We start from the raw sequence: 22,893 nt of genomic DNA on the forward strand, positions 1-22,893 counted from the left end.
AGAAGAACACCACCGCCAAGCCCTACCGCTGGACCTACGACGGCACTCCACTCAAGGCCGCATGACCCCGACGAACTAACGCGGCGCTGCACTAGTAGGCGTCTTCTCGGTGACCTACAGGCGTTTCTCGGTGACCTACAGGCCCAGCGCCGCGGCTGTCTCCGCGCGCAGCGCCGCCAGCGACGCCCGGGCCTTCTCCCGGGCGACGGCCACGTCACCGTTCGCGACCGGCTCGACCACCTCCAGGTACGCCTTCAGCTTCGGCTCCGTCCCCGACGGCCGCACCACCACCCGCGTCGTGCCGGCCCGCACGATCAGCACGTCGGCGTCCGGCAGCAGGTCCTCGACCGCGTGGACCGGCTCGTCGAGCAGCGCCGCCGGCGGCCTCCGCCGGATCGTGGCCATCGCCGCCGCGATGTCGGCGAGGTCGTCGACGCGGACGCTCAGCTGGTCCGTCGCGTGGACGCCATGCCGCAGCGCCAGCTCGTCGAGGCGGTCGCCGAGGTGCTTGAACTCGGACTTCAGCCCCGCGGCCAGCTCGCACACCAGCAGCGCGGCGGTGATCCCGTCCTTGTCGCGGACGTGGGCCGGCGCCACGCAGTACCCCAGCGCCTCCTCATACCCGTAGACCAGGTCGTCGCCGGCCCTGACGATCCACTTGAACCCGGTGAGCGTCTCGCCGTAGGGCAGCCCGTGCGCCTCGCACATGCGCGACAGCAGGCTGGAGCTGACGATCGTGGTCGCGTACCGGCCCTTGACGCCCCGGCGGATCAGGTGGTCGGCGAGCAGCACCCCCACCTCGTCGCCCCGCAGCAGCCGCCAGCCGTTGGTGCCCTTGTACGCCACGGCGCACCGGTCCGCGTCGGGGTCGTTCGCGATCGCGATGTCCGCGTTCACGTCCTCGGCGAGCGCCAGCAGCAGGTCGGTCGCGCCCGGCTCCTCCGGGTTGGGGAACGCCACGGTCGGGAAGTCGGGATCTGGCTCGGCCTGCTCCCTGACGATCGCGGGCACCTGGTGGCCCGCCTCGGTGACCGCCCTGACGAAGACGTCCTTCCCGACGCCGTGCATCGGCGTGTACGCCACGACGAGGTCCCTGGGCACCTCCGGGTCCACGATCCGCAGCGCCCCGTCGATGTACGCGTCGACGACGTCCTCACCCAGCGTCTCGCCCGGCTCGCCCAGCGGCACGTCCAGCAGCGGCCCGACGCCCCGGATCGCCCGCTCGATCTCCTTGTCCGCGGGCGGCACGATCTGCGACCCGTCGCCCAGGTACACCTTGTAGCCGTTGTCCTGCGGCGGGTTGTGGCTCGCGGTCACCATGACGCCGGCCGCCGCCCTGAGGTGCCGGACCGCGAACGCGAGCACCGGCGTCGGCAGCGGCCCGGGCAGCACCAGCGCCCTCCGCCCGGCACCCGTCGCCACCCTGGCGGTCTCCTCGGCGAACGCCTTCGAGCCGTGGCGGGCGTCGTACCCGACGACGAGCGGCCCCTCGGCCTGCGCCTCCGCCAGCCAGCGCACCAGCCCCGCCGCCGCCCCGCGGACCACCGCGAGGTTCATGCCGTTGGGCCCCGCCCGCAACGGCCCCCGCAACCCCGCCGTCCCGAACGTCAACGGCCCCGCGAACCGCTCCTGCAGCTCCCGCCGGTCGTCGAGCACCGCCCGCAGCTCCTCCCGCCCCGCGGGATCGGGGTCGTCGGCCAGCCAGGCCTCCGCTTCGGCGCGCAGATCACTCATCCGTCGTTCTTAGCATGCTGCGCTCCCACCCCACCGCCGTCGCGACAGCTCCCAGCCCGGATTCAGCAATCCCCCCACCGCCGAGGCTGATGGGCAGCGGCGGGAACGCGACCCGCAGCGCCCGTCGTGATCCATGGACGGTTCTGGTCGTGCGGGCAGCCGGATCCGTCCTTCGATCATCCGCTGTTGGGGGGGTACGGGCGAGCCGTGCGGGGTGTGGTGGCCGGGGCCGCGTCTGAACGGGACGACCGTGGTGTGCCGCCGCAGCTGTCGTGATCCAGGGACGGTTTGGGTCGTGCGGACGGCCGGACTCGTCCTTCGATCATCCGTCGTGGGGGGCGAGGGGTGCGGGGTGTGGTGGTTGGGGGCGGCTGGGCGGGGCCGCCGTGGTGTGCCGCCGTGGCTCTCGTGATCCATGGATGGTTCTGGTCGTGTGGGCGGCCGGATCTGTCCTTCGATCATCCGTTGTGGGGCGAGGGGTGTGGGGGGGGTGTCCCTATGGTTTTTGTCAAGCGGCGAGTGCACGGTTTTCTGCCGGTTTGTGCTGGTAGAGGGTGCGGGTGCGGAGCATGGCGTGTAGGACGTCGACGCGGCGGCGGGCGAGGCAGATGAGGGCGGCGTTGTGTTTCTTGCCCTCGGCGCGTTTGCGGTCGTAGTAGGCGCGGCTGAGCGGGTCGGACAGGGCTGCGAACGCGGACAGGAAGAACGCGCGTTTGAGCTGTTTGTTGCCGCCCTTGGGTGGGTGTTCGCCGCGGATGCTGGTGCCGGAACGTCGGGTGACTGGTGCGAGCCCGGCGTAGGCGGCCAGGTGCCCGGAGGTCGGGAATGCGGTGCCGTCGCCGACTTCGAGCAGGATGCGGGCTGCGGTCCTGACCCCGATGCCGGGCATCGAGATCAGGACCGGGGCAAGAGGGTGCGCATCAAGCATCCCTTCGACCTGTTCGGCGACCTGCTCCCGCTGGCGCAGCAGGTCGGCCAGGCTATCGGCGAGCCGGGGCAGGATCATCTCGGCCGCGGCAGTGCCGGGGACGACGACGGTCTGGGCATCCAGCGCGGTGAAGATCTGCTCAACGAGGCGGGCGCCCATGCGTGGTGCGCGTTTCCGCACGATCTCGGCCAGCTTCGCGCGGCCGGCCTGACGCAGCCCGGCCGGGCCGCCGGACCGTGACAGCAGTTCAAGGACGGCCGGGTGTTGGACTTTCGGGCCCAGGACCCGCTCCAGGGGCGGGTGGATCTGGGTGAGCAGGCCACGGATGCGGTTGCTGACGCGGGTGACCTCACCGGCGAGGTCGTCGTCGTAGCCGACCAGGACCTCGAGCTCGGCCAAGGCGTCGTCACCGGTGTCGACCCGGCGCAGCGTGTGCGGTAGGGTCCGGGCGGCGTCGGCGATGACGTAGGCGTCGCGGGCGTCCGTCTTGGCGGTGCCCGGGTGCAGGTCAGCCAGCCGGCGCATGACCAGCCCGGGCAGGTAGCCGACCTGGTGCCCGCAGGTACGGGCCACCGCGACCGGCAGCGCACCGATCGAGGCCGGTTGGTCGACCACTGCCAGGACCCGGCCGTGCCGGGCCAGCTTGTCGAACAGTTTCCGCAGCCCGGCCTCGGTATTCGGCAGCGGCGCGTCGTGCAGCCGTTTGCCCGCCGGATCGAGGGCGACCGCATGATGGTCCTGCTTGCCGACATCCAGTCCCAGGAACACGCCGTACTCGTCGTGCACGCCTCGCCTCCCCATGCCCGTTGCGGCTCGGTCGCCGGGTCAGAGCGTCGGACTGCCGGCAGCCACGTTACGAAGAGACCTACCCGAAGGGTGGCCGGGTCCCTATCAGCGGTCCGCCGACGCCACCCGGCCCGGCGACAACACCCCCCGGATCATGCACACGACAGGGGCAGTAAGTCATACCGGACCGAGCGACCGAGCAGTCCCCAGATGGGGACGATCAAAAAGGTAACGGGGGGGTGGCTCATTGGGGGCGGCTGGGCGGGGCCGCCATGGTGTGCCGCCGTGGCTGTCGTGATCCAGGGACGGTTTGGGTCGTGTGGGCGGCTGGATCCGTCCTTCGATCATCCGTTGTGGGGGGCGAGGGGTGCGGGGTGTGGTGGTCGGGGCCCGGCTGGGCGGGGCGACTGTGGTGTGCCGCCGTCGCTGTCGTGATCCAAGGACGGTTCTGGTCGTGCGGGCAGCCCGATTCGTCCTTCGATCATGCTGGTGACGGCCAGTGGGCGGTGGACTCGCGGGGAGGGTCCGTGGGAAGCGGAAACCGGCGGGGCGAGCGCGGCGTGGACCCGGGACCGGCATCCTGCTCGGTGCGTCGATCTTCGGGTGGGTGTGGCGATCGAGTAGCGGATCCGGTCGTCATGGCAGACAGATCCGCTACTCGATCATGGGCTGATGCGTCCGGCGGGGCCGGCATGGGCGGCCGCCTCCTGGAAGGGGGAGGCGGCGCCCGCTTGTCACTGGCCGGTGGAGGAGCCGGGGGTCGCGGTGGCGGTCAGCTTGAAGGAGCGGACCATCTCCTCGAAGATGACCTTGCTGTCGGCGAACTTGGCCTCGGGCACGGTCACGAAGAAGTGGTAGCTCTTGCCGCCGACGACGACGGCGTCCCAGAGGGCGTGGCGTTGCTGGTCGCCGGAGCCGCAGGTGTACTCCAGGACCGCCGCGTCATGGCCGTCGAGCTTGTTGTCGGTCATGTTGACGTGGGCATACGGCGCGGCGCAGCTCGACGGGGTGTTCTTCAGCCGGTTCTCCGCGCTCTCCAGGAAGGCGCGCGGTGAGTTCGACGCCTTCTCGATGTTGACGCGGATGCGGCGGTTGGGGTCGGCCGGGTCGGTGATGTCGAAGTAGGGCGCGGCCGCGGCGCCGAGCCTGTTCCTCGTCCAGCCCTTCGGCACGTTGACCGTGATGCCGCCGGGGTGGGCGAAGGGCTCGACGTCCAGCAGGGGCTTGGCCGGGCCGCTGGACGCGGTGGTCGGGCCCTTGCCGCTCTGGTCGCCGGAGCCGCCGCCGGAGAAGAGCCCGGACATCGAGACCGCCAGGATCAGGACGACCACGACACCCGCGGCGACGGCGATCTTCGCCCAGCGTGGTGCCTCGGTGACGATGCGCTTGAAGTCGGTGCCGGGCTGCTTGGGCGGCTCGGCGGGGGCCTGCGTCCAGTCGGTGGTGCCGAGCGAGCCGTCCTGGTAGGCCGCGAAGCGGCTGGCGTCGGTGCGCTCCAGCTCGGCCTCGTGCTGCTGGCCGCCGGGCGCGCCGTGGGTGCCGGGAGCGCCGGGGGCGCCGCCGCCGGAGTGCATGCGCCGCAGGGCGCCGCTGACCGTCTCGCCGGGGGCCATCATGGCCCGGCCGCCGATCTGGCCGGTCGGGGTGTGCTGCGGGGTCACGACCGTCGGCTGGTGCGTCGGGCGGACCACCGCGTAGGGGTCGGTCATGTGGGCCGGCGCATTGCTGGCCAGGGGGCCCGCGAGCAGGTCGCGCAGGACCGCGCGGGCGGTCTCCACGTTCCAGCGGCGGGCGGGGTCCTTCTCCAGCAGGCCATAGAGCACGCCGGCGAGCGGGCCGGCGCGGACCGCCTGGGCCGGCGGCTCCTCGACGACCGCGCGCATCGTCTCGAAGGGGTCGCGCCGGTCGAACGGCGGGCGGCCCTCGACGGCCGTGTACAGGGTCACGCCGAGGGAGAACAGGTCGCTCGGCGGGCCGAACTTGGCACCGATCGCCCGCTCGGGAGAGATGAAGTGCGGCGAGCCGAGCACCATGCCGGGCGTGGTCAGCTCGCTGTCGGTCGGCATGCGGGCAACACCGAAGTCGGTGAGCACGCAGCGGCCGTCGCCGGCGATGAGGACATTGGCCGGCTTGACGTCGCGGTGCAGCACGCCGGCGGCGTGGGCGACCTCGAGCGCGCCGAGTAGCGCGATGCCGATCTTGGCGACCGCGCGGGCGGCCAGAGGGCCGTCCTCCACGATCATCTCGGCGAGGCTGCGGGCCTGGAGCAGCTCCATGACGATCCATGGGCGGCCGGCCTCGGTGACGACGTCATACACCTGGACGACGGCCGGGTGTGACAGCGCCGCCGCCGCGCGGGCCTCGCGCAGCGTCCGCTGGTACATCGAGTCGCGGTCGCTGGGTGCCATGTTGGGCGGCAGGATCACCTCTTTGACCGCCACGTCACGGCGCAGCACCGTGTCGCTGGCGCGCCAGACGGTGCCCATGCCGCCGTGACCGATGGCGGTGCGCAGCGCATAGCGCCCGCCGATCACCACGCCCGGGGCGGCGCGCTGCCCGGGCACGGGCATGCTTGTGGAGCCAGGCTCGCGGGGCTCCCGCTGCTCAGGGCCGTGCGCAGGATCACGCCCGGCTCCGGCGGAAGCCAGAGCGCCGGTGGGTGGCAGCGGCTCACCGTGCCACGTCGGGAGCTGAGTCACAGGCAGTAAACCGTCGTCATGGAGGGGAGATGACTTTCTCGCTGTACGACCGCGGTCACCCCCTATCTTGCGTGCTGCTCGCAACTTAAGAAAGGTCGGGTCCGCCCCTTCACCGTACCGTGACCCGCGCGCAACCCTCCGTGTTGATCATGTCGCGCTGCTGAAACGGTTGGATTGAATCTTCGAATTCGGGGAACCCGGAGAGGGCGGAGGAGCGTCTACGCAGGGGACGGAAACGCATCCGGAACATCGGGGAACTACGTTTCCCTGGATTTTCGGGTGCGCCTGCCGATCAGGGGGCCGGACGGTGCGGCGCCGACCCCTTGGTTCATGCCACTCTGCGACGTCTTCCGTCACTGTGTGTTGATCTGCGGCGACGACGGGCGCGCCACCGAAGCGAAAAGTTACTCGCGACACCACGTGACCGTGGCGCCTGTCACCCGTTGTAGGAGGTGAGGGGTTCTTGTCTGAAGCGGAACGCTCACTTCCGACGAGGCCAGCATCTTTACGCCTCCAGTACCAATCAAGTGACGCTCAGCTATCTCAACATCACGAGAATGATGTTGCGCTCCGTCACCTTGACCCAGTTAGTCTGTCCGTGGCACGCATGGGGCGGGCCACTCCTTTAGACCGAAATAGAGAACTCACCGTGACGAGAGCGCTGACGCTGCCCGATCCTGCCGCCGCGGCGGCACGGGTCAGCAAGTTGACGTCGTCCTGGCCCGAGACTCCACCCGGGGCCGATCCGCTGCCCGGTCAGCTCGACCGCTGGCTCACCTCCCGGGGTGCTGAGCTCGTAGCCGTGCGACGTCACATTCACGCGCATCCGGAGCTCTCCGGCCAGGAGTTCGAGACGGCGGCCCTCGTCGCCCGCGAGCTGACCCGCGCCGGTCTGTCGCCCCGCATGCTGCCCAAGGGCAACGGCGTGATGTGCGACATCGGCTATGGCGACCGGGTCATCGCGCTGCGCGCCGACCTCGACGCGCTGCCGCTGCCGGACACCAAGGACGTGCCCTACCGTTCCACCGTCGACAACGTCTGCCACGCCTGCGGCCACGACGTGCACACCACGATCCTGCTCGGCGTCGGCCTCGCCCTGGCGCAGCTCGCCGAGCGCGACGAGCTGCCCGGCCGCGTGCGGCTGCTCTTCCAGCCGGCCGAGGAGACGATGCCGGGCGGCGCGCCCGAGGTCATCGCCGCCGGCGGCCTGAAGGACGTCGCCGCGATCTACGCCCTGCACTGCGCGCCGCAGCTGCCGGTCGGGCTGGTCGGGGTCCGCTCCGGCCCGTTCACCGCCGCCGCCGACAAGATCGAGGTCCGGCTCACCGGCCGGGGCGGGCACACCGCCCGGCCGCACCTGACCGCCGACCTCGTCCACGCGCTCGGCCGGATCCTCGTCGACGTGCCGTCGCTGCTGGACCGCAAGCTCGACGCCCGCGCCGGGGTCTCCATGGTGTGGGGCGCCGTGCGGGCCGGCGAGGCGGCCAACGCGATCCCGATCGAGGGCGTCGCCCGCGGCACCATCCGCGTGCTCAGCCGCGACGCCTGGCGCGACGTGCCGGAGCTGGTCACCAAGCTCGTGCACGACGTCATCGCGCCCACCGGCGCCGACGTCGAGGTCAAGTACACCCGCGGGGTGCCGCCCGTGGTCAACGACCGGCTCGCCACCGCGGTCGTCGCCGGTGCCGCCGGCGCGGCCCTCGGCCCGGACCGGGTCGTCGAGGCCGAGATCAGCATGGGCGGCGAGGACTTCGCGTTCTACCTCGACGAGGTCCCCGGCTCGATGATCCGTCTCGGCGTCGGCGTGCCGGGGTCGGACCAGAAGTTCGACATCCACCAGTCGGCGTTCGACGTGGACGAGCGTTCCATCGGCTACGGCGTCCGCGTCATGGTCCACACCGCCCTGGCCGCACTCGGCGCGGGAGCCTTCTAGACACAGCCGCTCCCAAGCGGTAGCCATAGGCCGTGGTCACCGAATTGCGGGTGCACGGCGTCACCGGTACCCCGGCCGAGGACGTCCTCGACAGGCCGCTGCTGCGGCGGGTCGCGGGCGACACCGAGGCCGGGTTCTTCCGCCCCCGCGCGGAGTACGGCGCGGTCACCGGCCCGGGTGGTGTGACCCTGGAGGCGTACCGCTGGGGCAACCTCACCGCCGGCGCCGCCGCCCGCGCGCTCTGGCTGCTCCTGCTGCCGTTCATGCTCGCCAACGTGGCCATCTGGCTGCGCCCCGACGTCGGCGTGCGGGCCAGGGCGGTGATCCGCGCCCTGACCCGCGTCTTCGCGCTGACCATGACCGCGTCGTTCGTGCTGTCCTTCATCGAGATCTCGATGGACCTCGTCGGCTGGCAGTGCGCGGCCCAGGCCCGGTGCCTCGAGGGCCGCGGCTACCTCGCCGTCCTGGTCGGCATGACGACCAGCCGCCGGCTCGCGGTCACCGCCCTGGTCCCGGTCCTCGCGATCGCGTTCCTGTGGTTCCTCGGCCGGCGCACCTGGGCCCGCTACGAGGCGTTCCCGGTCACGACCGACGGCGACGGCGACGGGCTCGCGCACCCGTGCTTCTGGAACGGCCGGCCCCTCGTCGGCCGGCTCCGGTCGCTGCACATCGCGGTCGCGTTCGGCACCCTCGACGCGGTGCTGCTCGGGGTCCTCGTGCCGCACGACCGGCACCCGCTCGGCTACGCCCTCGCCGCCGCGACCGCGGTGATCCTGCTGGCGGCGTTCGTCGCGGTGACCCTGACCCCCGTCGTGCACCGCGACGCGCCCGCCCGCTGGGCGAAGCCGTTCACCAGGGTCATGAGCCACGCCGCGGTCGCGCTGACCGGCCTCGTCGGCGCGTACAGCTGCCTCGGCCGCGACCCGTGGCAGGCGAGCGGCCGGATGCCGGTGTTCAGCGGCACCGTCACCGTGCTCTTCGCCGTGCAGGTCCTGCTCATGCTCGTCATCGGCGGGGTCGTCCTCGCGACGCGGCCGAGGGGCACGTTCCTGCAGGGGCTCGCGGGGCCGCTGATCGCGAGCACCGGCCTCGGTGTCGCCGCGGCGTTCGCCGCCGCCATGGCCTACCGGGTCGCCGACCTGCTCAACCGGCGCGCCCTCGCCACCACCGCCGACTACGCCGAGGCACCCCTGCTGCTGGAGCCGCCGCCCGCGTACGAGTGGGCCGCGGCCGGCTTCGTCCTGCTGATCGTGGTGGCGGTGCTCGTCGGGCTGGTCATGGGGCTGCCGCTGGTGCGCCGCCTGCGCCGGTACGCCCGGGTCGTCACCGACGCCGACTTCCGCGGCGGGCGGCAGCGCGACCCGGAGCGGGCGCGGCGCATCGACACCGCCGTCGCCGACGCCCTCGTCACCGACCACGTCGGCCGCATGCTCGTCTGGGTGTTCGTGCCGGCCGCCGCGGCGGCGGTCGTCGCGACCGGGTTCGCACTGCTCGGACGGCGGCCGATCCGGCTGGCGGACTCAGGGTCCGCGGCCGCCGAGGTGATGTCGGCCGTCGTCAACCTGGGCACCTACCTCATCGGCCTGGCCGCGTTCGCGCTCGTGTTCATCGGTGTGCTGGCGTACCGGTACCAGCGATTCCGCCGGATCGTCGGCGTGCTCTGGGACCTCGGCACGTTCTGGCCCCGGTCCGCGCACCCCCTCGCGCCGCCCTGCTACGCCGAGCGGGTCGTGCCGGAGCTCGCCCGCCGCGCCGGGTGGCTCGCCACCGAGCACGGCGGGGTCATCCTGTCCGGGCACAGCCAGGGCAGCGTCCTGGCCGCCGCGACCGTCCTGCAGCTGCCCCCGGAGGCGCAGGCGAGGACCACGCTGCTGACCTATGGTTCGCCGTTGCGCCGTCTGTACGCGAGGTTCTTCCCCGCCTACGTCAACGACACGGTGCTGGGACGGATCGGCACGGTGCTGGCCCGCGCGGAGGATGGCGTCCTCGACGCGGGTCAGCACGGCCCCCGTTGGGTCAACCTGTGGCGGGACACCGATCCGATCGGCGGCCCGGTGCAGTCGCCCACCGCACGGGATGTGCGGCTGGTCGACCCGCCGGGATTCGACATCGCCGCGGGCGACACGGTGTTCCCCAAGGTCGACGGCCACTCCGGCTACCAGCTGCGCCCCGCCTTCGGCGCCGCGGTCACCGGGCTCGTCGCCGTCCTGTCAGGGGACTCGGACGAGACACCGACGGTCGCCAACCCGTCGGCGTCCCCGTCCTGAGGCCAGCCGAAGGACGTTCAGCTGTCCTTCGGGTCGTCCTCGTCCCGCTTCGGCAGCGCCGGGAACGGCGGCACCGCAGGCTGCCGCCCACCACCGGAAGCCCCGGACCCGCCGCCGTCCCCAGCCTGCGCCCCGGCCTGCGCCCCGACCTGCGCCCCAGCCTGCGCCCCGGCCTGTGCGTCGGCCTGTGCGTCGGAGGAGGCACCGGCCGACGGCGGCCCGGACACGGGACCAGCGGCCGGCGACGCCGAACCAGAACCAGCGGCGGGCGGTGCGGAGACAGGGCTGCCGGTGGACGGGGCGGGAACGGGACGGGCCGCGGGCGGTGCGGAGACCGGGCCGTGCGCCGGCCGCGGCGCGACCGGGAACGCCTGCGCCGGCGGGGTCCAGCCCGGCAGCGGACCACCCTGCTGGGCACCGGCGAGCGCGAGCGCGGGCCGCTTCGGGCGGAACCGGCGGATCAGCCGCACCAGCAGGTACAGCGGAACCCCCAGCAGCAGGATCCACGGCGCCAGCCAGCCCAGCACCGTCAGCGCGACCTGCAGCGAGGCCAGGAACGCCTTCATACCCTCCTTGAAGCCCGCCACGATCCCGATCTCGTCCTTGTCACGGGTGACCGCCGCCTCGGGCCCGAGCAGCTGCAGCGTGATGGTGGACAGGGCGGTCAGCCCGTCGAGCTTGCGCTTGCGGGCCTGCAGGGACTCCAGGTCGGACAGGCGGCGCGACAGCTCCGACTCCAGCGACGTGATCTCGCCGATCGTGGTCGCCTTCGCCAGGAGCGCGCGGATGCGGTCGACGCTCGCCGAGGCGTTGTCCAGCCGCGCCTGGACGTCCACGACCTGGTCGGTCACGTCCTGCGCGGTGACGGTGCGGTTCTCCTCGTCGCCGAGGTCCTTGAGCTGCTCCAGCGTCGCGGTGAACTTCGGCGCCGGGACGCGCAGGACCAGCGTGCCCGTGGAGCGGCGGTCGTCGCTGCGCCGGTTGTCGCCGCCGACGAAGCCGCCCGCCGCGGTCGCGAGCGCGATGGCCTTCGCGGCCGCGTCGTCGACGTTGTCGACGCGGACGGTCATCGTGCCGGCGTAGATGATCGAACGGTCCTCGACGTCGATGTTGTCTGGGGCCTTGTCGGCGCCGGGGTCCTGGACGGGCTGCTGCGCGGGGCCGGCACCCGGCCCGCCGCCCTCCAGCGCCTTGCCGCCGGCCGCGGGTGCGGCCGCGCCACGGTCCGCCGAGCTCGTGCTGGCGGAGTCGTTGCTGTCGGCCGCGCAGCCGCTCACCGCGACGAGCAGCGCGGCACCCGCCGCCGTGAGGAACAGTCTGGTGCGCCTGACTGACATGACGCCTCCTGGGTAGGGTCGATCGGAGCGATCGAACTGCACCCTGGGACGTAGCCGGGCGCCACGCCGGTTCCCGGGCGGACAGTCACGGTTGTGACACAGCGAAGCAACGGCGCGGCCTGTGGGGCCCGCCGTCCGACCCAGCCGCACCGGCACGCACGGAGACCGACGGGAGACGGACCGATGCTCATCACCAAGTTCACCCACGCCTGCCTGCGGATCGAGCACGACGGCGGGGTGCTGGTGATCGACCCGGGCGTCTTCACCGAGGCGGAGGCCCTCGACGGCGCCGACGCCGTGCTCATCACCCACGAGCACATGGACCACGTCGACATCGACGCGCTGCGGGCCCTGAAGCGGCCCGAGCTGACCGTGCACACCCACGCCGACGTCGAGGCGCAGCTGAGCGACCTCGACGCCGACGTCTACGCGGTCGAGCCCGGCGACACGTTCGTCGCCGCCGGGATGACGGTCCGCGCGCACGGCGGGCGGCACGCCGTCATCCACGCCGACATCCCGCAGATCACCAACGTCGGTTTCGTGATCGACACCCCAGACGGCCCGCTGTACCACCCGGGCGACGCGTTCCACGTGCCCGACGAGCGGATCGCGACGCTCTTCGTGCCGGTGTCGGCGCCGTGGCTGAAGCTCGCCGAGGCGATCGACTTCACCCGGGCGGTCGCGCCGGAGCGGGCCTACGCGCTGCACGACAGCCTGCTGGTCGACGCCGGTCAGCAGATGGTCACCGGGCACATGACGAGGCTGTCCGGCACCCGGTACACCAGGCTCGAACCCGGCACGTCGATCTAGGACGTCAGGGCTTCAGGGCTTCCAGGCCATGAGGTTGGCGAAGAGCTCCGCCTGCTCGATCGCGTCGTCGAGCGCGTGGTGGGTGTGCCGGCGCTTCGACAGCAGGTGCGCCGGCATGCGGCTCTTCACGGCCGCGCCGATCGGGACGCCCGCGCGGACCGCGTAGAGCGTCTTGATGTCCAGGCAGCCGGAGTGGCCGAAGACGCTGCTGCCGGTGAAGCGCAGCAGGTACCAGTAGAGGAACATCCAGTCGAACACGGCCGGATAGGCGACGATCACCGGCCGCCCGGCGCCCGCCGTGCGGGTCACCCAGTCGCTGAGCTCGCCCATCGCCGCCGCCGGGTCGGCGCCGTCGCGCAGCAGCGCCGCCCGGTCGAGGCCGGACACCGCGAGCGCCTCGGGGACGAAGTCGTCGCTGATCGGCCGCAGCTCCCGGTAGAAGGTCTCGGCGGCCGGGTCCGCGGCCGTGAACTCCCCGTCGGACCGCCCGGCGACGGCCAGACCGACGCTCACCATCGAGTACGGTCCCGGGATCGGGCCGTCGGCCTCGACATCGAGGGAGAAATAGACGTCCGCGCGCATCCGCTGATCCTACGATCGGATGGTGGACGATGCGCTCGCCGCCGTGGTGGCCCGGCTGTACTCGGCGCCGCCGGAGGACTTCGTCGCGATCCGGTCCGAGGAGGTCGCGAAGGCCCGCAAGGCGCGCGACACCGGCCTGGCGAAGGAGATCGGCGCGCTGCGCAAGCCGACCGTCGCCGCGTGGCTGGTCAACCTGCTCGCGCACGAGCGGCCCGACCTGGTCGAGGAGCTGCTGGAGCTGGGCGAGCAGCTCCGCGAGGCCCAGCGCGACCTGCGCGGCGCCGAGCTGCGCGAGCTGTCCACCCGCCGCCGCGCGACCGTCAACGCCCTCGCCAAGGAGGCCGCACAGCTCGCCGGCCGGGGCGACGCGGCACTGGCCGAAGTGGAGGGCACTCTTGCGGCAGCGCTCGCCGATGCTGCCGTCGCCGCGTCGGTACAGGCGGGAAGGCTGACGAAATCGCTCGAATACACCGGATTCGGGGAGACCCCGCGACCGCAGCTGCGCCTCGTCCAGGGCGGCGAGGAGCAGCCCGGCCTGAGCACCGTCACCGCGAAACGGTCCACGCCGACGCAGGACGACCGGGAGCAGCGCGCCGAGGCGCGACGGCGGGAGGAGGAGCGGCGCCGCGCCGAGGAGGAGCACGCCAGGGCCGTCAGGCAGGCCCGCCGTGAGCTGATGACGGCGCTGCAGCAGCTGACCGACGCGGAGACCGCGAAGGCGGAGGCGGAGCGTGCGGTCGCCGCCGCGGAGAAGGCCATCAAGTCGGCCGAGAAGCGGGTGAAGCTCGCCCAGGACGCCCTCGCGGACCTGTCCTGAAGGCGACCGTGCGCATCGCCACGAACGAGTGGCTACTCCGTGATCCGCCCGAGCGGGCAGAATGATCCGGGTGACTCCCGAGCAGGCGGCAGCGGCGGCGAAGCAGGCTGTTCTGATGCTGGGCGGCGCCTTCAGCGACGACCCCAAGACCATGCGCCGGGCGCGGCAGATCGGGCTCACCGGCTGGGCGTTCTATGTCGCCGGGCGCGGCGGCGCCCTCGGCGACGTGCGGGCCGACACGGTCGCCGCGGCGCTCGGCTTCATCGCGCCCGACGCGGTGCAGGACGGCTGGGACGCGGCCCGCAAGATCGCCCCGCCCGAGCAGATCGCCGCGGACAACCTCGACGAGTGCTGCCGGTGGGGCCGCGAGCACCTGGAGAGCTTCTACGCGCTGCCGAAGCTGGTCGAGCTCGCCGAGCGGGTCGTCGTCAGCGCCGAGACGGCGGGCATGCCGCTGTTCGCGGCGTGGCGGGCGATGCCGCTGCCCGACGACTCGCCCGGCGCCCGCGCCGCCGTCCTGGCGCACCTGCTGCGCGAGCACCGCGGCGCGGCACACCTCCTCGCGATCCGCGCCAGCGGGCTGAGCCCCCTGGAGGCGATCATCGCCGGGCCGGAGGGCGAGTCGGGCGCGACGGCGTTCGGCTGGCAGCCGCCGTTCCCGCCGTTCGAGCCGCTGGTGCGCCGCCGCAGCTGGGCCGAGGCCCTCACCGACCGGATCGCCGGCGAGGCGTTTCGCGCGCTCGCACCCACGGAGCGCATCGAACTGGTCAACCTGCTCGACGCCGCGGTGACCACCGTCCGGGAAGGGACACCCGTATGACCGCCCTGCCGGGCCTCGACGGCTGGACGGTGCGCGGCTGCACGCTGCGCGACGTGCCGGCGATCCTCGCGATCACCCGCGCCGGCGACATCGCCGCGCTCGGCGAGCCGGACTGGTCCGAGGACGAGGTCGTGGAGACGCTCACGGCCCCGGCGGAGGACCCCGCGGTCGACATGTGGCTCGCTGCCGGGCCCGACGGCGAGCCGGTCGCCTGGGCCTACGTCGACAACCCGCAGCGCGGCGTCCGCGACAACATCGAGATCTACGTGTGGCCCGGCCGCGGCGAGCCCGCCTACGGCCCGCTGCTGCGGCTGGCGATGGACCGGGCGCTTGAACGGGCCCGCCGCAACGGCGTCGAGCAGGGCGTCCTGCGCGCCGGGACGCTGGCCTCCGAGACCGCGTACGTGTCGGTACTGGAGGCGCACGGCTTCTCGTTCGTCAAGCGGCACGCGAGGATGACCCGTCCGCTCACCGGCGACGAGCGCGCCGCCGAAGGGTTCGACATCCGGCCGGTGCGCCCCGAGGAGCTGCCCCGCTTCCACGAGGTGCTCGAGTCCGCCTTCGCCGACACGCCCGACTTCCAGCCGACCCCCTTCGCCGACTGGCGTTCCTGGGTCGACAGCCTGCCGTCGGTCAGCTGGGACGAATGGTTCGTGGCCCGGGTCGACGGCGAGATCGTGGGCGTGCTCCAGTCCGCCGACCAGGCCCTCGAGCGCGGCGAAGGCTGGATCAAGAACCTGGCCGTGCTGCGCGGGCACCGCAAGACCGGCATCGGGGGCGCGCTGCTGCGGACCGCCTTCGCGGCCTATGCGGCGAAGGGGCGCGCCAGCGCCGGCCTCGGCGTCGACCTGACCAACCCGACGGGCGCCTACCACCTCTACACCGGGGTCGGCATGAGGGTGGTCTTCGCCGCGGACGTCTACGAGCGGGCGCTCGTCGCCTAAGGCATCGCGGTCTTGGTGGGACGGGCCCGGAGCGCTTCGAGGTAGTCCGCGGGCGCGCCGGCCTTCGCGGCGGCGTTGGCGATCTCCGCGAGGTACCACGCCGTCGGCAGGCCGCCCTCGTACCCGTTGAAGACGTACACCCACGCGGTCGCGTCGCCGTCGAGCGTGGCGACCCGCAGGTGCAGCTTCTGGTACGTGCCGGCGAGCGCCCCCTCGACCTCGTCGAGCTGCTTCTCGTCGTTGGGGTGGACGTCGTAGAGGGCGACGAAGACCCGGTCGCCGGGCGACTCGACGATCGTGGTGACCGAGCCCTCCCAGCCGAGGACATCCTCACCGGCGAACGTCAGCCGCCAGCCTTCCAGCCAGCCCGTGCCGATCATCGGCGAATACGGACAGTAGGCCCGCATGCGGGCTGGGTCCAGGTTCGAGCCATACGCGGCGTAATGGCGCACGGCGATGACGATAAACCCGCCAGGGTGCGGGAGAGAATACTGCAGAGCGTGTCGGATTCGGATCCACTCGTCGGCGCGTTGCGACCGTTCGGCTGGGTCGCTGCTCAGCGGCGTGCGCGGCCGGGCGACAATGTGCGGCAGGAGTCGGGGAAGGGGTGGCGTTCGTGGGCCGGATCGTGATCATCGGAGGGGGCCCGGCGGGCTACGAGGCGGCCCTGGTCGCCGCGCAGCTCGGCGCCGAGGTCACCGTGATCGAGGCCGAAGGTGCTGGTGGCGCGTGCGTGCTGCACGACTGCGTGCCGTCCAAGACGTTCATCGCCAGCTCCAGCGTGGTCACCGCGCACCTGGACACCGAGGAGTTCGGGGTCATCGGCCCGCCCGGCGACGACGTCCGCGTCGACGGCCCGGCGGTGCACCGGCGGGTGAAGCGGCTGGCCGCGGCGCAGTCCAGCGACATCCACTCGAAGCTGGTCAAGGCCGGTGTCGAGTTCGTCACGGGCACAGCCCGCCTCGGTGAGGACACGCTGGGTCACACCCATGCGGTGCAGATCACACCCGCTGGCGGTGACGCTCCGTATGTGATTGCAGCCTCAACGGTACTGCTGGCGACCGGCGCGACCCCGCGGGTGCTGCCGACCGCGACGCCGGACGGCGAACGCATCCTCGACTGGCGCCAGGTCTACGACCTGCCCCAGCTGCCCGAGCACCTGATCGTCGTCGGGTCGGGCGTGACCGGCGCGGAGTTCGCGTCGGCGTATCTGGCGATGGGCATCGACGTGACCCTCGTCTCCAGCCGCGACCGGGTCATGCCGCACGAGGACCCCGACGCGGCGATGGCGATCGAGCGGGTGTTCCGGGCCCGGGGCATGACGATCCTCAACAACTCCCGCGCCGCCGCCGCCCGCAGGGTCGGCAGTGGTGGCGACGGCGGGGTCGTGGTCGAGCTCGCCGACGGCCGCTCGGTGGAGGGCTCGCACGTGCTGATGGCGGTCGGCTCGGTGCCGCAGACGTCCACGCTCGGGCTGACGGAGTACGGCGTCGAGGTCGCCCCCGGTGGCTACGTCACCGTGGACCGGGTCTCCCGCACCAACGTGCCGGGCATCTACGCGGCCGGCGACTGCACCGGCCTGCTGCCCCTGGCCAGCGTCGCCGCCATGCAGGGCCGGATCGCGATGTGGCACGCCCTCGGCGAGGCGGTCGCCCCGCTGAAGCTGCGCACCGTCGCCGCCAACGTGTTCACCGACCCGGAGCTCGCCTCCGTCGGCATCACCCAGTCCGACATCGACAGCGGCCGCGTCCCGGCGCGCTCGGTCATGCTGCCCCTGGCCGGCAATGCCCGCGCCAAGATGGACGGCCTCGACGACGGGTTCGTGAAGATCTTCTGCCGCCCCGCGTCGGGCCTTGTCGTCGGCGGCGTCGTCGTCGCACCCAAGGCCAGCGAGCTGATCATGCCGATCGCCATGGCGGTGGAGAACCACCTGAGCGTCGACCAGCTCGCCCACACGATCACGATCTACCCGTCGATCTCCGGCTCCGTCGCCGAGGCCGCCCGGCAGCTCATGCTGCACGAGTCTGACTGACCTGCCGTTGCCATGATCCGGAAGGCCTGTTGTCGTCAGGGCGACACTTATCGGATCATGAGGAACTACGGCAGCTCCCGGTAGATGTCGCGGGCGTAGTCGACGACCGCGGCCTTCTTGACGGTGGCCTCGATCGGCAGGACCTCGAGGCAGCGGCGCAGCGCGTCGGTCAGGATCGGCCGCGGCACCCGCATCGAGACGGTGCAGTGCGGGACCCACTCGCCGGGGTCGTACAGGGGCAGCCCCTCGATCCCGGCGTTGGTGAGGTGGTGCCACACCTCGGCCTGGTGGCGCATCAGATCCGGCGTCGGCGCCAGCCCGAGGAACACGACCCGGCCGACGAACACACCCGCGAACTGGAAGTTGAGCCGCAGCGGCGCGGCGACCCGCATGGGCCTCAGGGCCTCGACGACCGCGTCGGGGTCGAGCGCCCGGGCGCTGATCAGCGACACGTGCGGCCGGTGCTTGCCGTCGTGCGGCGTGCGCAGCGTCTGCACGCCGAGATCCTCCAGCAGGTCCCACAGCACCCGGATGCGGCGGGTCGAGCGCTCGTCGAGGTGCAGCTCCAGGGCGGCGACCATCAGCGGGTCCTCTGGCAGACCCGGCACCAGTACGCGTTGCGGGCGTTGAGCTCCGCCGTCTGCACGAGCGTGCCGCAGACGAGGCAGGGCTGGTTCGTCCGGCGGTACACGTAGACCTCGCCGCCGTGCCGGTCGACGCGCGGGGCGCGGCCCATCGCCTCGGGCAGGTGGACGCTGTGGACGGTGTCGATGCGGCCGTCCTCGACGCCGGTGCGCATCAGGGTCCGCAGGTCCTGCCAGATCGCGTTCCACCGCGGGCGGGTCAGCCGCCGGCCCGGGACCGTCGGGCGCAGGCCGGCCCGGAAGAGGGCCTCGGTCACGTAGATCAGCCCGGCGCCGGCCACGATCGACTGGTCCATGAGCAGCGCCATGAGCGGCCGGTCCGACTTCTTGATGGCCTTGAACGCCTTGACGCCGCCGTCGTCCTCATCGGCGAGCGGGTCGGGGCCGAGGCGGGCGTGCAAGGCGTCGACCTGCGGCGGGTCGAGCAGCTCGCAGGCGGTCGGGCCGCGCAGGTCGAGCCAGTGCTCGCCGTTCGCCATCCGGAGCCGCACCTCGCCGACCGCGGGCGGCGGGGGACCGTCGCCGTCGGTGAACTTGCCGTACAGGCCCAGGTGGACGTGCAGCGTGATGTCGCCCTCGTACTGATGGAGCAGGTGCTTGCCGTGGGCCGCCGTGTCGAGCAGCACCCGGCCGTCCACGCGGGCGGCACCGGCGGCGAACCGGCCCTGCGGGCTGCTGACGGCGACGGGCCGGCCCGCGAACAGCTTGCGGTGCCGCTCGGCGAGACGGTGGATGGTGTGACCTTCAGGCACCGCACGTTTATACCCGTCGCGCACTCCGATCGGCGCGCTATTCTTCCGGGCATGAGTCGCAGCGCACTGTCCACGACGACGCCGGGCCTTCCCCGGCGGCGCTGACACTCGTCGTTCAGCCAAGCTCCGGGCGCTGCGCTCCGGAGCTTTTTTGTGCGCTGCGCCCTTGTTCGTCAAGGGAGTCGACCAATGCAGGACCATCGCAAGCTCGGCCGTGACCTCGAGCTCTTCCACTCCGACCCGCTCGTCGGTGCGGGGCTGCCGCTGTGGCTGCCCGCCGGCGCCGCCGCCCGCCGCGCCGTCGAGGACTACCTCCACGCCCTCGAACGCCGCAACGGCTACCAGCACGTCTACTCGCCGCCCCTGGCCAAACGGGAGATGTACCTCCGGTCGGGGCACCTGCCGCACTTCGCCGACGACATGTTCCCGCCGATGGAGCTCGGCGAGCACGACGCGTTCGTACTGCGGCCGAGCCTCTGCCCGCACCACGCCGCCGTGTTCGGGGCGCGCGGCCGCTCGTACCGGGAGCTGCCGCTGCGCATCGGTGAGATCGGCGGGCAGTACCGCGCGGAACGCTCCGGCGTCCTCGGTGGGCTGTCGCGCGTGCGGGCCATCTCCCTCAACGACGGGCACGTCTTCTGCGCCGAGGAGCAGGTGCGCGACGAGGTCGTCGAGGCGCTGCGGCTCATGCGGGTGGCGCATGACGCGCTCGGCTTCGAGCCGTCGTCGGTCCGGCTGTCGCTGCGCGGCGAGGGCGGCAAGTACGTCGACGACCCCGACATGTGGGCCGCGGCGTCGTCGGTACTGCGGGAAGCGCTGGACATCGCGGGAGTGTCCTACGTGGAGGCCCCCGGCGAGGCGGCGTTCTACGGGCCGAAGATCGACATCCAGCTGGTGGACCACGCCGGGCGGGAGAGCACCCTCGCGACCGTGCAGGTCGACTACTTCCAGCCGGCCCGCTTCGACCTGTCCTATGTGGACGCCGGCGGCGAGCGGCGGCGCCCCGTGATGGTGCACCGCAGCGCGGCGGGCAGCATGGAGCGGCTCTTCGCGCACCTGATCGAGGTGCACGACGGGGCGTTCCCCGCCTGGTACGCGCCGCTGCAGGTCGCGGTCCTCCCCGTCGCCGAGGCGCAGGCCGGCGGCGAGTTCGTGCGCGCCTGCCGGGCCGCCGACCTGCGGGTCGAGGAGTGGCACGCGGGGAGCCTGGGCGCGCGGATCCGGCAGGCGGTGGCGCGGAAGGTGCCGTTCGTCGCGGTCGTGGGGGAGCGGGAGGCCGCCGGCGGCTCCGTCTCGCTGCGCCCACGCGATCCCGGGGCACTGTCGGGCGTGCTGCCGATCCCCGCGGCCGTCGCGGACCTGTCGGCGGCGTGCGCCGCGCCATGACCGAGTTGTGCGCCGAGTTGTGCGCCGAGTTGTGAGCCGTGGTGTGGGCTGTGCCATAGGTCGGCGTCATAAACAGGCGGGCGGGGACGGTGCGTCAGTCCCCGTGTGCGGATCTTCCCGACCATCGTGACGCTCGCCCTCGCGGCCGGCTGCTCGTCCACGCCGTCCTTCTCGGCGCCGGCCGCCTCGCCCGCCCCCTCGATCGCCTCTTCGGTCGCGCCGTCGTCTCAGGCGTCGGCGCCACCCGCTTCACGCGGGCCGGCGACGACCGACGTGCCGGTCATCCGGTACCCCGTCGACGGCGGCGGCACGTTCGGCTTCGCCGCCGCCGGCGGGCCCGTCATCGGGGCGAAGGGCAGGCTGCTGACCTACCGGATCGGGGTGGAGCGCGGCATCACCGGTGTCGACGCGGCCACGTTCGGCGACGCCGTCGAGCTGATCTTCGCCGACCCGCGCAGCTGGCCCGGCACCGGCAACTGGCGGCTGCGCCGGGCCGGGCAGGGTGAGGCGTTCGACTTCACCATCTACCTCGCCACCCCCGCGACCCGCGACGTGCTGTGCGGCGGCGGCTACGACCGGTACACCTCGTGCAGGAACGGCAACACCGTCGTCGTCAACGTGGCCCGCTGGGCCCGCGGCATCCCCGGCTACGGCGCCGATCTCACCGCCTACCGGGCCTATGTCGTCAACCACGAGACCGGTCACCGCCTCGGCCGCGGCCACGAGCTGTGCCCCGGCCCGGGCCGGCCCGCCCCCGTCATGCAGCAGCAGACCCTCGGCCTGCACGGATGCGTCGCCAACCCGTGGCCGATCGTCGACGGCCGGCCCTACGCGGGGCGCTCCGGGCAGTACGACGACCCAACTCCGTCGGAACAGCCATAAACGCCTGACCACACCGGCAACGTCAAGGAAGACGTGCGGGACTTCGACGAATTCGTGACGGTGCGCAGCGCGGCGCTGCTCCGGTTCGCGTACCTGCTGACCGGCGACCGGCACCTGGCCGAGGACCTGACCCAGGAGGCGCTCGTCCGGGCGCACCGCCGCTGGCACGCGATCACCGGCGACGACGGCCCTGAGCCCTACGTCCGCCGGACGGTCCTGCGGCAGTACCTGTCGTGGCGGCGCCGCCGCGCGAGCACCGAACGGCCGGTCGCCGACCCGCCCGACGGCGCTCCGCCCGGGTCCTCTCCCGACGCGCTCGCCGACCGGGTCGTCGACGCGGACGAGCTGTGGACGGCGTTGAACGCGCTGCCCCGCTCCCAGCGCGCCGTCGTCGTCCTGCGGTACTACGAGGACCTGCCCGACGCCGAGATCGCCAGACTGCTGGGCTGCGCCCAGGCGACCGTGCGGGTCCACGCGTTCCACGCGCTGCACAAGCTCCGATCGGCACTGACCCCCGTCCCCCTCCGCAGAGGCGAGCCATGAACGACCTTTCCCCACAGCGCGGTGCGGTGAGCGACGTCGAGCAGCGCGTCCGTGACCTGATGCACCGCCACGCCGCCGCGGCCCCGGCCGGAGCGGCGCTGCTCACCGTCGTGCGCGCGGAGAGCCGCCGCCGCGCCCGGCGGGCCCGCGCCGTGGTCGCCGCGGTCGTCGCCGTGCTGGCCACCGCCGGGGTCACCGTGCCGCTACGGCTCGCCGCCACCCCGGTGACGGTGGCCGCGCCGTCGGCGCTGACCTCGCCGTCCGGCCCGCTGACGGTCACGTTCCCGCTCAGCCCGCCACCGTCGGGCGACGCTTCCGACGTACGCCTCGCCGCCGGACTGCCGACGCTGAGCCATCCGCTGCCGGGCTACGCCGCCACCGCCACGCTGACGGTCAGCCCGACCCGCCCCCTCATGACCGCGACGGCGCCGATCATGGTCCGCGACGTCCTCGGGTACACCGTGGAATCCGCCGACACGGGGACCTCACTGGTCTGGCAGGAGGCGCCCGCGCAGTGGTTCGAGCTGCACGCGTTCCCCGCCGTGCCGGTCGACCGGCTCGCCGGGTTCGCCAAGGGCCTGCTGGCCCAGCCGGTGAGCCTGCCGGCGCCGTTCACGTTCGCGCTGGTCCCCGACGGGTACGCGGTCGACAACATCAGCCCGGCCGCCGTCACCTTCTGCCCGCCGGACGTCACCGCCGACGAGTCCTTCGCCGGCAAGCTCACCGTGATGCTGGGCGTGACCGGCGAACTGTCCACGGGCCGCGCGGTCGACGTCGCGGGCCGCCCCGGCATCCTGACCGACCCGGTCGACGGCTTCTTCTCGCTGCAGGTCGACCTCGGCGACGGCCGGCTGCTCGTCATCCAGTCCGCGACGCCCGTACCGCTGCCGGAGGCCGACCTGATCCGCTTCGCGGCGGGTATCACCGTCAACCCCAACGCCACTCCCGGGCAGGGCTGATGGGGTGGTTCATGGCAGATCAGCCCTAAACCGTACAT

19 protein-coding genes are annotated in these 22,893 nt (G+C 72.7%); 11 read left to right on the plus strand and 8 right to left on the minus strand.

Annotated elements, in window-relative coordinates:
- Window positions 1-135: 135 nt before the first annotated feature.
- From ACFY3L_RS05845 to ACFY3L_RS05855, 3 genes are all read right to left on the minus strand, one after another.
- Window positions 136-1,734: a phospho-sugar mutase gene (locus ACFY3L_RS05845; protein WP_389319173.1), complete on the minus strand. Its 1,599-nt coding sequence runs from the start codon at window positions 1,732-1,734 to the stop codon at window positions 136-138.
- Window positions 1,735-2,242: 508 nt separating this feature from the next.
- Window positions 2,243-3,463, minus strand: coding sequence for an IS110 family transposase (locus ACFY3L_RS05850; protein WP_389319175.1), 1,221 nt, complete (start codon window positions 3,461-3,463; stop codon window positions 2,243-2,245).
- Between the two features lie 719 nt (window positions 3,464-4,182).
- Complete coding sequence (locus ACFY3L_RS05855; RefSeq protein ID WP_389319177.1) at window positions 4,183-6,018, minus strand: serine/threonine-protein kinase; 1,836 nt, start codon at window positions 6,016-6,018, stop codon at window positions 4,183-4,185.
- 778 nt (window positions 6,019-6,796) lie between these two features.
- Here ACFY3L_RS05855 and ACFY3L_RS05860 point away from each other — a divergent pair.
- Together ACFY3L_RS05860 and ACFY3L_RS05865 are read left to right on the plus strand one after the other, a co-directional pair.
- Window positions 6,797-8,080, plus strand: a complete 1,284-nt coding sequence (locus tag ACFY3L_RS05860; protein WP_344503824.1) for an amidohydrolase — start codon at window positions 6,797-6,799, stop codon at window positions 8,078-8,080.
- Between the two features lie 32 nt (window positions 8,081-8,112).
- Entirely contained in the window at window positions 8,113-10,347 is a 2,235-nt protein-coding gene (locus ACFY3L_RS05865) for a hypothetical protein (protein ID WP_389319179.1), read from the plus strand.
- Between the two features lie 17 nt (window positions 10,348-10,364).
- Here ACFY3L_RS05865 and ACFY3L_RS05870 read toward each other — a convergent pair whose 3' ends face one another.
- Complete coding sequence (locus ACFY3L_RS05870; protein WP_389319181.1) at window positions 10,365-11,684, minus strand: DUF4349 domain-containing protein; 1,320 nt, start codon at window positions 11,682-11,684, stop codon at window positions 10,365-10,367.
- Between the two features lie 183 nt (window positions 11,685-11,867).
- On the opposite strand from ACFY3L_RS05870, the gene ACFY3L_RS05875 reads away from it, so the two are divergent.
- On the plus strand, window positions 11,868-12,494 hold the full coding sequence (locus tag ACFY3L_RS05875) for an MBL fold metallo-hydrolase (protein ID WP_389319183.1): 627 nt from the start codon (window positions 11,868-11,870) through the stop codon (window positions 12,492-12,494).
- Window positions 12,495-12,506: 12 nt separating this feature from the next.
- Here ACFY3L_RS05875 and ACFY3L_RS05880 read toward each other — a convergent pair whose 3' ends face one another.
- On the minus strand, window positions 12,507-13,076 hold the full coding sequence (locus tag ACFY3L_RS05880; RefSeq protein WP_389319185.1) for an exonuclease: 570 nt from the start codon (window positions 13,074-13,076) through the stop codon (window positions 12,507-12,509).
- 19 nt (window positions 13,077-13,095) lie between these two features.
- Between ACFY3L_RS05880 and ACFY3L_RS05885 the strand changes: the two genes are divergently transcribed.
- The 3 genes from ACFY3L_RS05885 (at window position 13,096) to ACFY3L_RS05895 (ending at window position 15,657) form a co-directional block, all read left to right on the plus strand.
- Window positions 13,096-13,893, plus strand: a complete 798-nt coding sequence (locus ACFY3L_RS05885) for a TolC family protein (RefSeq protein WP_389319187.1) — start codon at window positions 13,096-13,098, stop codon at window positions 13,891-13,893.
- A gap of 70 nt (window positions 13,894-13,963) precedes the next feature.
- Window positions 13,964-14,713: a hypothetical protein gene (locus ACFY3L_RS05890; protein WP_389319189.1), complete on the plus strand. Its 750-nt coding sequence runs from the start codon at window positions 13,964-13,966 to the stop codon at window positions 14,711-14,713.
- Window positions 14,710-15,657 carry a GNAT family N-acetyltransferase gene (locus ACFY3L_RS05895; RefSeq protein ID WP_389319191.1) on the plus strand — a complete coding sequence of 316 codons (948 nt, stop codon included), beginning with the start codon at window positions 14,710-14,712 and terminating at the stop codon, window positions 15,655-15,657. Before ACFY3L_RS05890 ends, ACFY3L_RS05895 begins: the two co-directional genes overlap by 4 nt.
- Here the strand turns inward: ACFY3L_RS05895 and ACFY3L_RS05900 are convergent.
- Window positions 15,654-16,109 (minus strand): gamma-glutamylcyclotransferase family protein, encoded by a 456-nt coding sequence (locus ACFY3L_RS05900; RefSeq protein WP_389319193.1) that lies wholly within the window; start codon window positions 16,107-16,109, stop codon window positions 15,654-15,656. The genes ACFY3L_RS05895 and ACFY3L_RS05900 overlap by 4 nt on opposite strands.
- 92 nt (window positions 16,110-16,201) lie before the next feature.
- Here ACFY3L_RS05900 and ACFY3L_RS05905 point away from each other — a divergent pair, with 92 nt between their 5' ends.
- Window positions 16,202-17,689 (plus strand): NAD(P)H-quinone dehydrogenase, encoded by a 1,488-nt coding sequence (locus ACFY3L_RS05905; RefSeq protein WP_389321044.1) that lies wholly within the window; start codon window positions 16,202-16,204, stop codon window positions 17,687-17,689.
- Window positions 17,690-17,754: 65 nt separating this feature from the next.
- Here ACFY3L_RS05905 and ACFY3L_RS05910 read toward each other — a convergent pair whose 3' ends face one another.
- Complete coding sequence (locus ACFY3L_RS05910) at window positions 17,755-18,297, minus strand: 2'-5' RNA ligase family protein (RefSeq protein WP_389319195.1); 543 nt, start codon at window positions 18,295-18,297, stop codon at window positions 17,755-17,757.
- Window positions 18,270-19,085 (minus strand): Fpg/Nei family DNA glycosylase, encoded by an 816-nt coding sequence (locus tag ACFY3L_RS05915; protein ID WP_389319197.1) that lies wholly within the window; start codon window positions 19,083-19,085, stop codon window positions 18,270-18,272. Before ACFY3L_RS05915 ends, ACFY3L_RS05910 begins: the two co-directional genes overlap by 28 nt.
- A 189-nt stretch (window positions 19,086-19,274) precedes the next feature.
- On the opposite strand from ACFY3L_RS05915, the gene thrS reads away from it, so the two are divergent.
- From thrS to ACFY3L_RS05935, 4 genes are all read left to right on the plus strand, one after another.
- Window positions 19,275-20,471, plus strand: coding sequence for a threonine--tRNA ligase (gene thrS / locus ACFY3L_RS05920; RefSeq protein WP_389319199.1), 1,197 nt, complete (start codon window positions 19,275-19,277; stop codon window positions 20,469-20,471).
- 105 nt (window positions 20,472-20,576) lie between these two features.
- Window positions 20,577-21,353 carry a DUF3152 domain-containing protein gene (locus ACFY3L_RS05925; RefSeq protein ID WP_389319201.1) on the plus strand — a complete coding sequence of 259 codons (777 nt, stop codon included), beginning with the start codon at window positions 20,577-20,579 and terminating at the stop codon, window positions 21,351-21,353.
- 33 nt (window positions 21,354-21,386) lie between these two features.
- Window positions 21,387-21,896 (plus strand): SigE family RNA polymerase sigma factor, encoded by a 510-nt coding sequence (locus ACFY3L_RS05930; RefSeq protein WP_389319203.1) that lies wholly within the window; start codon window positions 21,387-21,389, stop codon window positions 21,894-21,896.
- Window positions 21,893-22,855 carry a hypothetical protein gene (locus ACFY3L_RS05935; RefSeq protein WP_389319205.1) on the plus strand — a complete coding sequence of 321 codons (963 nt, stop codon included), beginning with the start codon at window positions 21,893-21,895 and terminating at the stop codon, window positions 22,853-22,855. Before ACFY3L_RS05930 ends, ACFY3L_RS05935 begins: the two co-directional genes overlap by 4 nt.
- Window positions 22,856-22,893 lie beyond the last annotated feature (38 nt).

Origin of the sequence: Dactylosporangium sp. NPDC000521 (assembly GCF_042898305.1) — a bacterium.
Classification (GTDB): Bacteria; Actinomycetota; Actinomycetes; order Mycobacteriales; family Micromonosporaceae; genus Dactylosporangium.

Coding starts and splice junctions, on each gene's coding strand:
- ACFY3L_RS05845 (WP_389319173.1), bottom strand. CDS start 1,734: ATGAGTGATCTGCGCGCCGAAGCGGAGGCCTGGCTGGCCGACGACCCC.
- ACFY3L_RS05855 (WP_389319177.1), bottom strand. CDS start 6,018: ATGCCCGTGCCCGGGCAGCGCGCCGCCCCGGGCGTGGTGATCGGCGGG.
- ACFY3L_RS05935 (WP_389319205.1), top strand. CDS start 21,893: ATGAACGACCTTTCCCCACAGCGCGGTGCGGTGAGCGACGTCGAGCAG.
- ACFY3L_RS05885 (WP_389319187.1), top strand. CDS start 13,096: ATGGTGGACGATGCGCTCGCCGCCGTGGTGGCCCGGCTGTACTCGGCG.
- ACFY3L_RS05880 (WP_389319185.1), bottom strand. CDS start 13,076: ATGCGCGCGGACGTCTATTTCTCCCTCGATGTCGAGGCCGACGGCCCG.
- ACFY3L_RS05870 (WP_389319181.1), bottom strand. CDS start 11,684: ATGTCAGTCAGGCGCACCAGACTGTTCCTCACGGCGGCGGGTGCCGCG.
- thrS (WP_389319199.1), top strand. CDS start 19,275: ATGCAGGACCATCGCAAGCTCGGCCGTGACCTCGAGCTCTTCCACTCC.
- ACFY3L_RS05850 (WP_389319175.1), bottom strand. CDS start 3,463: ATGGGGAGGCGAGGCGTGCACGACGAGTACGGCGTGTTCCTGGGACTG.
- ACFY3L_RS05895 (WP_389319191.1), top strand. CDS start 14,710: ATGACCGCCCTGCCGGGCCTCGACGGCTGGACGGTGCGCGGCTGCACG.
- ACFY3L_RS05875 (WP_389319183.1), top strand. CDS start 11,868: ATGCTCATCACCAAGTTCACCCACGCCTGCCTGCGGATCGAGCACGAC.